Below are 12845 nucleotides of genomic sequence, written 5' to 3'. Positions count from 1 at the left end.
GGCGCGGCGCGCATTGCGCCCGGCCGTCTCGCTGCGACCCGACCGCCGTGTCAGGGGGCGGTGGGTTGTGTGGCGGGTGTGACGGCCCGGCGGCGCGGCAGCACGCCGATCGCCACGACCGCCGCGAGCAGGAAGAGGGCGGCGGTGACGGCCAGGCCCAGGGCATAGCCGTCGGTGAGCGCGGCGGGGTCGGAGGCCGTGCCGGTGCGGTGCGCGGCGATGGTGGCCAGGGCGGCCAGGCCGACGCAGCCGCCGAGTTGGCGGGAGCTGTTCATGAGGCCGGCGGCCATGCCTGCCTCACGCGGGGCGACACCGGTGGTCGCGGCGGCGGCGACCGGGGCCAGGACCAGTCCCGCGCCGACGCTGGTGACGAGGGACGGGCCGAGCACGTCGGTGAGGAAACCGCCGTCAGGGCTGATGAGGGCGAACCAGGCCAGGCCCACGGTGGCCAGCAGGGCGCCGGGCACCAGGGCCGCACGGGGGGTGCGTGCGGCGGTGACGCGGATGGCGGCGACCGTTCCCGCGACCAGGCCCAGGGAGAAGGGCAGGAACGCGAGGCCGGTCGCCGCGGCACCCATGCGCAGCACCTGCTGCATATACAGGGACACGAAGTAGAACGCGGTGAACTGCCCGGCCGCGGCCAGGAACACGAGCAGGTTCGCGCCGGCGACCCAGCGGCTGCGCAGCAGGCCGAGGCGGAGCAGCGGCGCGGTGACCCTCGACTCGGCGAAGACGAAGGCGGCCAGCAGCCCGGCCGCGCAGGCGAGGGTCGCCAGCGTGACGGGGGAGCCCCAGCCGAGGGCGTCGGTACGGACGACACCGAACACCAGCAGCCCGACGCCGCCCGTCGCCAGGACGGCGCCCAGCGCGTCCAGCCGCTCGCGCCGGGCGGGCGGTGCTCCGGCGGGCACCCCCGCGGGGACCAGCGCGAGAGCCGCCGCGACGATGGGCAGGTTGATCAGCATGACCCAGCGCCAGCCCGCGTACTCGGTCAGCAGCCCACCGGCCAGCACCCCCAGTGCCCCGCCCGCGGCGTTCACCGCGCTCCACACGCCGAGCGCGCGGACGCGCTGAGGCCCCTCGGCGAAGGTGGTGGTGAGCATGGCCAGCGCGGCAGGCGCGGCCGCGGCGGCGCCCAGGCCCTGCCCGGCGCGGGCGGCGATCAGTTGCCAGGGCGCCTGGGCCACCCCGCCCACCAGCGAGCACACCCCGAAGACGGTCAGTCCCAGCACGAACAGCCGGCGTTGGCCGTAGAGGTCGCAGGCGCGGCCCCCCAGCAGCAGGAATCCGCCGAACGTGAGCGCGTACACATGCACGACCCAGGACAGGTCGAGCGGCGCGAATCCCAGCGAGGTGCGGATCGCGGGCAGAGCGACGTTGACCACGGACATGTCCAGCGCGACGACGAACTGGGCGACGGCGGCTGCCGCCAGCACCACTCCGGGTCGCCCCCGAGAGTTTCTATACATGTAAGAAAAGTAGCTCAGAGGGACGCCGTTGTCGACGCGTGGGGGATGATGGGGGCATGCCGCAACCGTCCGCACCGCGCAAAACCCTGGGCCGGCCTCCCCGTATCTCCCGCGCGGAGATCATCGAGACAGCCCGTCGCATCGTGGACGAGGGAGGCGTGGACCGACTGACCATGCGGCGGCTGGCCACCGAGGTCGGCAGTACGCCGATGGCGCTCTACCACCACGTCCGCGACAAGGAAGAACTGCTTCTGCTGCTGCTGGACGACTACGCCGCACGGACGCTGCGCCGATCGGAGCTGCCCGCCCGGCCTCGCGAGCGGGTCGTCGCCGCCGCCACCGCGATCCACGAGGCGCTCGCCGCCTGCCCCTGGATCGTGGAGGTACTGACCGCCGACGACCTGATGTCCACCTCCGCGCTGTGGTTCGTCGAGCAGATCGTCGACGGCCTGGTCGAAGGCGGCCTGTCCCCCGAGCGGGCCGTGCACGGCTACCGCGCGATCTGGTACTACACCGCCGGAGAGATCGTGGTCCGGACGACGTCGGCCCGGCGGCGCTCGGACGATGACCGTGCGACCTACCGGGATCAGGTCTTCGCCGATCTCGACCCGGGTGAGCTGCCCCGCCTGGCCCAGATCGCGGACCGCTGGGCGCCGCTGACCGCCGAAGACACCTACCCGGACGGGCTCCGGGCCCTGGTGGACGGCCTCCTCGCCGGAGGCTGACGCCTCCCGCCAACGGCTGACGCCTCGCCGGAAGGCGCCGGGAATCGGGCGGCGCCGTGCTACCACGGCGTGGTGTCCGGCCGTTCGGGGGGTTGTCCCCGCTCCTCTGGCGGGCGATGCGGGAGCCGCGACAGGTCTCGCGGTATGACGTGGGTATCGGAAGACGCGGCCGTGCCCATGGGGACGGCGTCGCTCGCCGCAACAAGGGAAAGGCGCCACATGTCCGCACCCACCTCGATCGACCATCGCTCGACCACCGGATACAGCCTGCCCTTGGCCTACTGGCTGGCCCAGGCATCCGATCTGGCGTACAAGGACGAGGCCGGTATCGAGTCCAAGGCCCGCTCCTGGGGCTTCGACGAGGTGCGTCACCACCAGACGCGGTTCACTCCGCCGTTCCCGCTGGAGGACACCCAGGCGTACACGGTCGCCAGCGACCACATGATCATCACCGCCTTCCGCGGCACGGAGCCGGCGCAGATCCGTGACTGGCTGTCCGACGCCACCACTCCGCCGAGGCCGGGCCCGGCCGAGACCGGCTACATCCACTACGGCTTCGCCGAGGCACTCCAGTCGATCTTCCCGGACATCAAGGACACCCTGGCCGAGCTGCGCACCAACAACCAGACCGTGTGGTTCACGGGCCACAGCCTGGGCGGTGCGCTCGCCATGCTCGCCGGCGCGCGGATGTATCTGGAGGAGCCACGGCTCCAGGCGGACGGCATCTACACCTACGGCCAGCCCCGGACCTGCGACCGCATCCTGGCACTGGCCTGCAACAAGGGGCTGAAAAACCGGATGTACCGCTTCGTCAACAACAACGACATCGTCCCGCAGCTCCCGCCGGAGCCCGCCTACACCCACGTCGAGGCGGTGAGGTACATCGACTCGGGCGGCAGACTGCACGACTCCATCGGCCTGCTGGGCAGTCTGACGGACCGAGCCAAGGGGCTGACCTCAGACGCCTTCGCGCCCGCTTCGGACGGGGTCCGGGACCACTCGATCAAGCGTTACATCGCCGCCATCGAGAAGAACCTTTCCTGACGCGAGCAGGTCCGCCCCGGCGTGGCCGGACCATCGCGGGCCGGCGATGACGTGCGGGATAGGCTCCCCCCGACTGTCGAACGATCAGATGGGGGAGACGGCCACGATGGTGGACGACAACAAGAAGGCGGTCCTGGGCTTCTTCGAGGCGGTGAGCGACCGTCGACTGGGAGACCTGCCCCGGTTCATGGCGCAGGATGTCGTGGACCACAACAAGATCATCCATGGCGAGGCCGATGAGCCCGGAGCGGCGTTCGAAGGTCTGCGCCAGCAACTGGCTGCCTTCGATCCGCTCACCGTCCACGTGGACGAACTGGTCGGCGAGGGAGACCGGGTGGTCGCCCGGGTCACCCAGCGCGGTGTCCACCGTGGCACTCATCCGCGCATGCCCGAGCCGACCGGGCGCAGCTTCGAGAACGAGGCGATCTGGATCTTCACCGTGGCTGACGGGAAGATCACCGAGATCCGGGCGGTCAGCGACCGCCTGGGTCTGTTCTTCCAGCTCGGCTGGGAGTGGCCTCAGGCCGACTAGGACTGCCCGGTGGTGCCCGGGCGGCCTCGACCTGCCGAACCATGGCACCCGGGAGCACCATGGGAGGGGAAGGCCCGGTCGGCGGCGGTGACACCGCGTCGAGGAGGTAGCCATGAACGGTGACGGCAGGGGTGACGACGTCTACCAGCCGACGGGGACCAACGAGGAACAGCAGGACGCGGCCCCGCTCGATCCGGAGAACATGATCGACGAGCGTGGGGACGACGGCGGATACGACCAGATGCTGGACGAGGGCTACTCCGCGCCGGAGCAGCCCCTCGCCGTGGCCAGCCGCGGCACCACGCCGGCCGAGCAGCGTGAGGGCGAGAGCCTGGACGAACGGCTCGCCCAGGAGGCCTCCGAGACCGAAGCGGGCACGGGTGATGACGCCGCCCCGGCCGAGGAGGCGGCGGTCCATGTCGTAGAGGAGCCCGACGGCGAGACCGACGAGGGAGCGCCCTGGGAACCAGGCGGATCGGCGCGGTGACAGCCGGGGGCCGGCGGCGGGCCCGGGCCGTTGGTCAGGGCAGCGGCGACCCACCCGTGGCGTTGAGGATCTCGGCGGTGATGTAGCTCGCCTCGGCGGAGGCGAGGAAGACGTAGGCGGGAGCCATTTCGGCCGGCTGCGCCGCTCGTCCCACCGGCGCCTGGGCACCGAACTCCTCGGTGTCCGGCAAGGTGGCCGGGATCAGCGGGGTCCACACCGGTCCCGGCGCCACCGCGTTCACCCGGATGCCGCGGTCCAGCAGCGTCGCCGCGAGCCCCTTGGTGAAGGTGACGATCGCACCCTTGGTGGTGGCGTAGTCGAGCAGATGCGGCTTGGGCTGGTACGCCTGGACGGAGGTGCTGTTGATGATCGACCCGCCCGGCGGTATACGGGGGATCGCCATCTTGCAGAGCCAGAACATGGCGTAGAGGTTGGTGCGCATCACCCGGTCGAACTGCTCGGTGGTGATCTCCTCGATACCCGCGGGCTGAGACATCTGGTACGCGGCGTTGTTGACCAGGACGTCGATGCCGCCGAACTCCTCGGCCGCGCGGTCGATCAGCTCCCGGCAGGCGTCCTCCTCGCGGATGTCGCAGGCGACCGGGACCGCGCGCCGTCCGGCGTCGGTGACCAGCCGTGAGGTCTCCGCGGCCTCCGCGTCCTCTTCCGGCAGGTGGGTGAAGAGGACGTCGGCCCCCTCGCGCGCGAAGGCCAGGGCCACCGCGCGGCCGATGCCGGAGTCCCCGCCCGTGATCACGGTGTGCCTGCCCTCCAGCCTTCCGCTGCCGCGATAGGAGGACTCGCCGTGGTCGGGGCGGGGCTCCATCCGCTCGGTGGTCCCGGGATACGGCTGATCCTGCTGCGGGAACTTCGGCCGTGGATACTGCTCGCCAGGGTGAGGGGGCCGGCGGTCGGTCATGGGACGCTCCTGGGCGCGTGCTCGCGGGTCGTGATTCGGGCTCTCCGTACCCGAACGGGTTCTCCCGCGGCGCCGGACCAAACCAGCGCTCCGGTGCCCCCGGGCATCGGCCGTCCCGGGGGACTGGTGGGCGCAGCCGGGTGGCGAGCCCCCGCCACCGCGGCAGCGCTGACGGCTCTGCCCGTCTTTTCCGGTGAGGTGTCTGGTTCAGGAGGGTGATTGCGCCCGGCTCGGCTGTGATGGTCTGCGCGGTGGCGTCTGCTCGGAGTTATGAAAGGGGCGAGGCGCCCATGGGTGCGTGGTACGGCTGAAGGAGCACGGGATGCCGAAGGGCGTGTCCATCCATATCGGTGTGAACGAGATCGACCCGGGCAAGTACGGCACCAAGGGCGAGCTGAAGAACTGCGAGAACGACGCGAAAGCCATGGCGTCGCTCGCCGAGGCAGCGGGGTTCTCGGTCGCGTCCGTCCTGCTGAGCAAGGAAGCGACGAGTGAGAAGGTGACGGGTCTGCTGCGGCAGACCGCCGGGGGCCTGACGGCGGGGGACATGCTGCTGCTGACCTATGCCGGGCACGGCTCGCAGGTGCGGGACGGGAACGGTGACGAGCCGGACGCCAGGGACGAGACCTGGGTCCTGTATGACCGCCAGCTCGTCGATGACGAGCTGTACAACCTCTACTCGTCGTTCAACGCCGGCGTACGCATCCTCGTCCTGTCCGACAGCTGCCACAGCGGTACGGTTGCCCGCCAGATGCCTTTCGTCCTGGACGACTCCGAGCTGCGACGGGAGTTCGACACCAGCGAGCCCGCCGACGTGCGGCTGCGAGTGCGGGCCCTGCCGAGCGAAGCCCAGCTGTTCAACTACCAACGGGACCAGGAGCTGTACGACGGCATCCAGCGGGACCTGCCCGCAGGCGACCAGCAGGAGATCGGGGCCGACGTCCTGCTGATCTCCGGCTGCCAGGACAACCAGACGTCCAGCGACGGCAGCGGCGTCAATGGCCTGTTCACCGAGACGCTGCTCAAGACCTGGAAGAACGGCGGCTTCCAGGGCACGTACAACACCCTCTACCGCCACATCGTCGAGCAGATGCCGCCCTACCAGACCCCCAACCTGTACCGGACGGGCACCACCAACGGCGGCAGCTTCGCCGGCCAACGGCCCTTCACCATCTGACTGCGACCGGGTGTGCCGGGAGCCAGCCCGCGCGGACCACTCCGCAGAGCAGCCCGCCCTGCCGGCTCTCGGCCAGCAGCGCCGCGCCGGAGATCCCCGCGGTGCTGCGCGACCCCACCGAGTCCGCCTACCCGGCGTCAGTCGCCGTCGATGATCTGGTGCAGGTAGATGATCTTGGTGTCATCCCCGTCCGGGGCATCCGGGTTCTGGGCGTCGGACTGGAAGTAGAACTCGGGGGCCTTGGGGCCCTTGAGCTCGCCGTGGTCCTCCATCAGCACGAGCTGGTCGATGAACGCATCGGCGTCCGGCGTCTTGGTACCCAGCTTGCTCGCGAGCTCGCCGCCCACCACCACCTTGAGGTGGTCCGAGTCGACGAGTACGTTCATCGCGGCCCCGGTCGCGCTGGTCGGTACGAAGTTGGGGCCCATGTCGCCGCACTCGTACATGCCCAGGACGAGGCCCATCACCGGATAGGGGCTCTCGCCGCCCATGTTGACGGACTCGATCTTCCCGTAGGGGCCCTGACCGTCGTTGTCGCAGACCGACCCGGGCGGGGTCTGGCGGTCCGCGTGGTCCCAGTCGCTCTCCTCGGCACTGCCACTCGAACCGCCGTTGCCGCCACCGGAGTCGCCGCCGCCGGCCTTGGTCGGGGTGGCCGTGCCCGTCTTGTCCGGGGCGGGCTTCGAGGGCGCGTCCGTGGACTGGGACGCGCGCGTGGACGGGCTCGTCGTGCCGTCGGCCTTTCCGTCCCCCTCGCTGGACTCGCAGGCCGTGGTGGTCAGAGCCGCCGCGACGGCCACCCCCAGGGCGTACAGCTTCACACTCTTGCGCATCGCGCGCATCGACAGATCCCCCGTAGTTGTGCGCACGTGGTGATGCGCATGGTCAATGAAAACGTGCCCGGGAAGTCTGCCTACGGAGCCGAGCGTTCCGCGCCAGCCACGCCGGATCGTTACGGATCACGGACAATTACCCAGGGCTTGGCGCCGTGATCACGTGATCACCCGGACAACTCCTGGTCGCCGGCCGGTCGCACCGGCTCCACCTCGGCTGCCGCCCGCGGGCGCGGTGGCGGCTACGCCGAGTACGTCACCGCCCCACCCCGCCACCTGGCCCACAAGCCCGCGGCCCCCCTCACGCACTGCGAGGCCGCGGCGCTGCCGATGGCGGCGCTCGGCGCGTACGTCATCGGCACCGCGCGAGCGGCGAAGCACGCGTTCGTGCGCGGCTTCGGCGCGGACGAGATCATCGACTACGCCACCACCCGGGTCGGTGCGGCGGTACAAGACGTCGACGTGCTCTTCGGCCTGGTCGCAGGCGACGACGCGGCCCGTGCGGTGCAGAAGCTGCGGCCTGGCGGGATCCTGGTCAGCGCCACCCGCGCGGTGGCCGTACCGGGCCTGGCAGAGCGGGGCGTGCGCTTCGCCGGCCTCGGCGTCGAGCCCGACTACGCCTCGTTGGAGAAGCTCAACGCGCTCATCGTTCTTCGCCGCCGTCCTGCCCCAGTTCGTGGACCACGACGCCGGCCACATCCCGCTCCAGATGGCGATCCTCGGCCTGGTCCCGGCCGCCATCGGCCTGGTCTGCGACACCCTGTGGGGCCTGGGCGCCTCCGCGGCCCGCAGCTGGTTCGCCGGCTCGGACCGCCGCCTCTCGATGATCGGCGGCGCGGGCGGGGCCGCCCTGATCGGGCTGGGCATCACCATCGCCGCCACTCATCACTGACCCGGCTGTGCCCCGCGGGCTCCGGAGAGGACCGCCAACCCGCTTGTGTAAATCGGCATTTCATGGCTTATCCCAGAGGCCGATACCGTCCCGATTCATGGAGTGGAATTTTCAGACAGCCGAAGAGCTCGCGGCGGCCCTGCGTGCCGGTGAAGTGACATCGGTGGAAGTGACCGACGAGGCGATCGCCCGAATCGAGCGGGACGACAAGGCGCTCAACGCGATCTGTGTGCCGGATTTCGACCGTGCGCGGGCCGCCGCGCGCGGCGCCGACCAGGCGCGCGCCCGTGGTGAGGACCGGCCGCTGCTCGGCATTCCGGTGACGGTCAAAGAGTCCTACGACATCGCCGGGCTGCCCACGACCTGGGGCATTCCGCAACACCGGAACTACATCCCGGCCGAGGACGCGGTGCAGGTGTCGCGGTTGAAAGCCGCGGGCGCGGTGGTGCTCGGCAAGACCAATGTGCCCTTGGGGCTGCAAGATGTGCAGAGCTTCAACGAGATCTACGGCACCACCAACAACCCGTGGGACCACGCTCGCACGGCGGGTGGATCCTCCGGCGGATCAGCGGCGGCCCTGGCGTCCGGATTCGGCGCGCTGTCCATCGGATCCGATATCGCCGGTTCATTGCGCACCCCCGCACATTTCTGCGGTGTCTACGCACACAAGCCCACGCTCGGGCTGGCGGCGAACCGCGGAATGGTCCCGCCGCCCGGGCCGGCCCTGCCAATCGACGCTGACCTCGCCGTCGTCGGCCCGATGGCGCGGACTGCCCGCGACCTCACGCTCCTGCTCGACGTCATGGCCGGACCCGACCCGCTGACGTTCGGGATGGCGCACGACGTGAAGCTGCCGCCCGCGCGCCACGAGCGGCTCCGCGACTTCCGGGTCCTGGTCCTCGAGGAGCATCCGCTCATTCCGACCGGGTCCGCTGTGCTGGCGGGCGTGAACCGGGTGGCCGACGCGCTCCTCGACGGCGGTGCCCGCGTCGAGCGGCACAGTCCGCTGCTGCCCGATATGGCCGAAGCCGCCAAGCTCTACATGCAGTTGCTGGTTTCCGGCTCCGTTGTCCGTTTTCCCGTCGAGGCGTACGAGCAGTTGCGGACCCAGGCCGCCGGACTGAGCGCGGACGATCAGAGTCTCGATGCGGCGCGGCTGCGCGCCATGGTGTTCAGCCACCGCGAGTGGCTCGAGGCGAACAACCGTCGAGAGCTCCACCGCCACGGCTGGCGGCAGCTCTTCGCCGAGTTCGACGCCGTGCTGTGTCCGATCACCCCCACTCCCGCGTTCCCGCACGATCACATCCCCGATCTGAGGGAACGCCGGCTCGACATCGACGGCGTCGAGTATCCGTACCTCGACCAGCTTGTCTGGGCCGGTCTGGCCACCATGCCCGGTCTGCCCGCCACCGCCATACCCGCGGGCCGGTCCCCCGAGGGTCTGCCGGTGGGAGTGCAGCTCATCGGGCCGATGTTCGAGGACCGCACCCCGCTGCGGCTGGCCGAACTGCTCGAGCAGAAGATCGGCGGCTTCCAGGCACCGCAAGCACCGCGGTAGGGCGTACGACCTGGGTTTCCGTCCCCGATGCGGGGCGACACCGTCTTCGTATCCGACGATGCCACTGACCGGGTCGGGTGACCGCCCCGGTCTGCCGCCTTGCGCCGTCGCCGGGCGCTACGAGGCCCTGGTGCGGCACTCGGCCCGGCACCGGACTGGACACCTACCGATGTCACCCTCAGAGAGATCAACTCATTGTGCCAGCGTCGTAAGGCATCGATTCCAGGCCTTTGATATCGGCCTTTTTTGGCGGGACCAGGCGTGACCGGAAGGGCTCATTCCAGCCTGTGGTCGACAAGGCCCTTCATGATTCGACGAGCTGTACGACCAGAACCCGCACAAGCCGACCGAGCGGGCGAACATCATCGCCGACATCCCTACCTGGCGGAAGAAGGAGGGATTCGACTACGGCAACGGCGAGATGTATCGGTACATCACGCACGGCATCATCGCGTTCTTGACGTTCAGCGAGAAGGATTCCGGCGCGTTCGCCTCCGAGTGGGTCAGGGAGATGGATGCCATTCTCCCGGACGTGCTCATGGCCGCGCGCCTGTACGGGACCAAAACCATGATCGCGCTGGGCGGCGCGAACGACTACGCGTTCCTGGCCCTGATGACGGCGATCGGGAACGACCCGGCCTCCCCGAAGCTCGACCAGACCGTCCGCAACGTCGTGGACTACGTCACCCACAACAGCCTGGACGGCGTCGATCTCGACCTGGAGTGCTGGTGGGGCTGGCCCGGCGAGCAGGACCAGGGCGGCCGGACGAAGAGTGACGGGCCGCATCCCGCGGGGCGGGGTCTGACCCTCTTCGCCAGGAAGCTGAAGGAGGCCATGCCCGACAAGATCGTGTCGGCCGCCGTCTTCTGGAAGGAGGCCGCCAAGCGGACCCCGGCGCTCGTCGCGGGCCAGTACTTCGACCAGCCGACGAAAGTCGAGGACAAGGGAGTCGGCGGGCTCTGGGGCATCTTCGACGTCAGCAACGAGCCGAGCCCCGTTCCCGCGTTCACCGCGGCGGCCAAGGGCGACAACGACTGCATGTACTGCCTGGTCCACACCCTTCCGTCCCTGGACGGTCTGGACAACGTGAACGGTTCAACCTGACGAACACGATGGCCGTCGGTGAGAACGCGCCCTTCCTGTACTCGGTGATCACGAAGGACGACGACTCGGTCGACTTCCCCGAGGGCGTCGTCATGACCCTCAAGGACCCCGACGGGAACGCCTATGACAAGGACATCGACGAGGACGGCACATTCGTCAAGATGTCCGGCGACTCGGTCCGGTGCCTGATCGTCAAGGACCCGCGAGCCGGCGACTGGACCATGTCGATGAGCGTGGCCAGGGACGCCGAGTTCCGCTGCGAATGCATCACCGTTCCCAGCGCGGACGTCTTCGCCACCATGCTGGCAACCCGCCGGAAACTCCACGAATCGCAGGGCCTGGAGCCTCGGGACAGCGCCTGGATCGGCACCGCGGCGTGTGTGGTCCTTGGGGTCCTCGCCTATCTCTTCCCGCAGGTCACCCTCGTCGGCGTCCTGGTCGTTGCCGCCACCGGAGTCAGCCTTGTCGGATGATGGCTGCGAGCGGGGTGCTGGGCGCTGGGTCCGCCGACTCGGCTGCGGCACCCTGATCCACTGATCCGGAACTGGTCCAGTCTGCTGCGGGGGGAGCCGTGCCGGCACGGCTCCCCCCCGGCACAACATGACAAGGCATCCGGCTCGCGACGGCTCCCTCCCGGCTGTCAGTGGCGGGTGGAAAACTGCCCGGCGTGATCGAATCGAACCTGAAAGCGGACCTTCTCCGGTACCTGCAAGAAGCGCGCGATGCCCTGGTGTGGAAGCTCGATGGGCTTTCGGAGTACGACATCCGCCGTCCGCTGACCCCCACGGGCACGAACTTGTTGGGGCTGGTCAAGCATGTCGCCGGCGTGGAGCTGGCGTACTTCGGCGACACGTTCGGACGGCCGTTCTTCGATGAGGAGCCGCCGCCCTGGTGGTACACCGAGGAGCCGGAACCCAACTCGGACATGTGGGCCACTGCGGATGAATCACAGGAACAGATCGTTGGGCTGTATCGCCAGGCGTGGAAGCACTCCGACAGCACGATCGCGACCCTGGCGCTTGACGCGATCGGCCACGTCCCGTGGTGGCCGGAAGAACGTCGAGAGGTCACGCTGCACCACATCCTGGTGCGAGTGATCTCCGATACCCAGCGCCATGCCGGCCACGCCGACATCCTGCGAGAGCTCATCGATGGATCCGTCGGGCATGTGCAAGGCAAGGACAACCTGCCACCAGGGGATCAGGCGTGGTGGGAGGGCCACCGAAGCCGACTGGAGCGTGTGGCGCGGGAGGTCGACGGCTGATCTCGGCCTGCCGGTTCGGTGCGCAGGGCGCCCGGCCCCACATGGTGCACCTGGCACCTCGTTCTCCTGACGTGCGCCTACCGAAGCCCCGTGACCTGTTGGGGCCACCCGATGGGTCAGTGGGGGGAGTGGCGGCTGCCGTCCTCATGTGCTCGGGGGGCCGGGTGCGGGGATGGCGTCCAGGTGCCACCGGTATTCAGGTGACGCCGCAGGGCATTGGCGGTCCGGGCCAGCTGTTCGGCCAGGATCATGTCGTCGATGCCGTGGGCCAGGAGCAGCGGAAGGTAGTCGGCGCCGGTGAGCTCTCGGCCCGCCTCCCGCCGGCGACGCAGGCGTTCTTCGGCGAGGCCGATCACCGTGGCGTGTGATCCTGCGGGGGAGGTGGTGCCGTGGCGCGGCCGGAAGAGCATTGAGCAGCCCCCTGTTTCCCAAGACGTCGGGTGTGGGGGTGCCGATCACTGTGCTCGCCCGTCGGTTGAGCCGTCAAGAGGCGGGTACGGCTCTTCCGACCGTATGACGTGGCGTTGCGCTTCCACTGGTGCGCAGGATCCTGTATGATCTTGGATGTAACTCCGGCGCACGGCGCTGGAGGCACGCGTCTGTGGTCCAAGGAAAGACGCCCACCAACCGGTGGGAAATGTAGGTGCAAGGCCTGCCGGGCGCTCCATCAGCTGGGGCCCTGGACTCACCACGAGTCCAGGGCCCCAGCTTTTTCACACCCGATCCGGCCCCGCACCGCCCGGCGACGCCGTGTTCCACGTCGCACAGCTTTTCACGGCGGCGCCCCCTGCCCTGTTGGCGAGCTGATCACACATCACCCGAGCCGCAACTCTTGACAAC

Annotated in this window: 13 protein-coding genes and 2 pseudogenes; 11 read left to right on the top strand and 4 right to left on the bottom strand. The window is 69.6% G+C overall.

Annotated features, from left to right (window positions below):
• Positions 1–50: 50 nt before the first annotated feature.
• Complete coding sequence (locus AC4BDD_RS01030; RefSeq protein WP_490689032.1) at positions 51–1469, bottom strand: MFS transporter; 1419 nt, start codon at positions 1467–1469, stop codon at positions 51–53.
• A 56-nt stretch (positions 1470–1525) separates the two neighbouring features.
• Between AC4BDD_RS01030 and AC4BDD_RS01025 the strand changes: the two genes are divergently transcribed.
• From AC4BDD_RS01025 to AC4BDD_RS01010, 4 genes are all read left to right on the top strand, one after another.
• Positions 1526–2194 (top strand): TetR/AcrR family transcriptional regulator, encoded by a 669-nt coding sequence (locus AC4BDD_RS01025; RefSeq protein WP_490689031.1) that lies wholly within the window; start codon positions 1526–1528, stop codon positions 2192–2194.
• Between the two features lie 219 nt (positions 2195–2413).
• Positions 2414–3238, top strand: a complete 825-nt coding sequence (locus AC4BDD_RS01020) for a lipase family protein (RefSeq protein WP_490689030.1) — start codon at positions 2414–2416, stop codon at positions 3236–3238.
• Positions 3239–3344: 106 nt separating this feature from the next.
• A complete protein-coding gene (locus AC4BDD_RS01015; protein ID WP_490689029.1) occupies positions 3345–3770 on the top strand; it encodes an ester cyclase in 426 nt (141 codons plus the stop codon).
• Between the two features lie 112 nt (positions 3771–3882).
• The gene (locus AC4BDD_RS01010; RefSeq protein ID WP_490689028.1) at positions 3883–4257 is read left to right on the top strand and encodes a DUF5709 domain-containing protein; all 375 of its coding nucleotides are present in this window, start codon (positions 3883–3885) and stop codon (positions 4255–4257) included.
• Positions 4258–4291: 34 nt separating this feature from the next.
• On the opposite strand, the gene AC4BDD_RS01005 is transcribed toward AC4BDD_RS01010, so the two are convergent.
• Positions 4292–5176, bottom strand: a complete 885-nt coding sequence (locus AC4BDD_RS01005; RefSeq protein ID WP_490689027.1) for an SDR family oxidoreductase — start codon at positions 5174–5176, stop codon at positions 4292–4294.
• Positions 5177–5498: 322 nt separating this feature from the next.
• On the opposite strand from AC4BDD_RS01005, the gene AC4BDD_RS01000 reads away from it, so the two are divergent.
• Positions 5499–6353 carry a caspase family protein gene (locus tag AC4BDD_RS01000; RefSeq protein ID WP_490689026.1) on the top strand — a complete coding sequence of 285 codons (855 nt, stop codon included), beginning with the start codon at positions 5499–5501 and terminating at the stop codon, positions 6351–6353.
• Between the two features lie 137 nt (positions 6354–6490).
• Here the strand turns inward: AC4BDD_RS01000 and AC4BDD_RS00995 are convergent, their stop codons facing one another.
• Positions 6491–7186 (bottom strand): hypothetical protein, encoded by a 696-nt coding sequence (locus AC4BDD_RS00995; RefSeq protein ID WP_490689025.1) that lies wholly within the window; start codon positions 7184–7186, stop codon positions 6491–6493.
• 330 nt (positions 7187–7516) lie between these two features.
• On the opposite strand from AC4BDD_RS00995, the pseudogene AC4BDD_RS00990 reads away from it, so the two are divergent.
• From AC4BDD_RS00990 to AC4BDD_RS00965, 6 genes and pseudogenes are all read left to right on the top strand, one after another.
• Positions 7517–7771 (top strand): annotated as a pseudogene (locus AC4BDD_RS00990) (zinc-binding dehydrogenase); the annotation flags it as partial.
• Between the two features lie 64 nt (positions 7772–7835).
• Positions 7836–8078: pseudogene (locus tag AC4BDD_RS00985) on the top strand (LysE family translocator); the annotation flags it as partial.
• Between the two features lie 97 nt (positions 8079–8175).
• Positions 8176–9636, top strand: a complete 1461-nt coding sequence (locus AC4BDD_RS00980; protein ID WP_490689024.1) for an amidase — start codon at positions 8176–8178, stop codon at positions 9634–9636.
• A 457-nt stretch (positions 9637–10093) separates the two neighbouring features.
• A complete protein-coding gene (locus AC4BDD_RS00975) occupies positions 10094–10741 on the top strand; it encodes a glycoside hydrolase family 18 protein (protein WP_490689023.1) in 648 nt (215 codons plus the stop codon).
• Between the two features lie 8 nt (positions 10742–10749).
• Positions 10750–11214, top strand: coding sequence for a hypothetical protein (locus AC4BDD_RS00970; RefSeq protein WP_490689022.1), 465 nt, complete (start codon positions 10750–10752; stop codon positions 11212–11214).
• A 194-nt stretch (positions 11215–11408) separates the two neighbouring features.
• Positions 11409–12005: a DinB family protein gene (locus tag AC4BDD_RS00965; protein ID WP_490689021.1), complete on the top strand. Its 597-nt coding sequence runs from the start codon at positions 11409–11411 to the stop codon at positions 12003–12005.
• A 116-nt stretch (positions 12006–12121) separates the two neighbouring features.
• Here AC4BDD_RS00965 and AC4BDD_RS00960 read toward each other — a convergent pair whose 3' ends face one another.
• A complete protein-coding gene (locus AC4BDD_RS00960) occupies positions 12122–12415 on the bottom strand; it encodes a hypothetical protein (RefSeq protein WP_490689020.1) in 294 nt (97 codons plus the stop codon).
• Between the last annotated feature and the right edge of the window lie 430 nt (positions 12416–12845).

This window comes from Streptomyces sp. JLBT605, from assembly GCF_058215555.1.
Note: the sequence above shows the minus strand (reverse complement) of the source record. Positions and strands in the feature narration are given on the sequence as shown.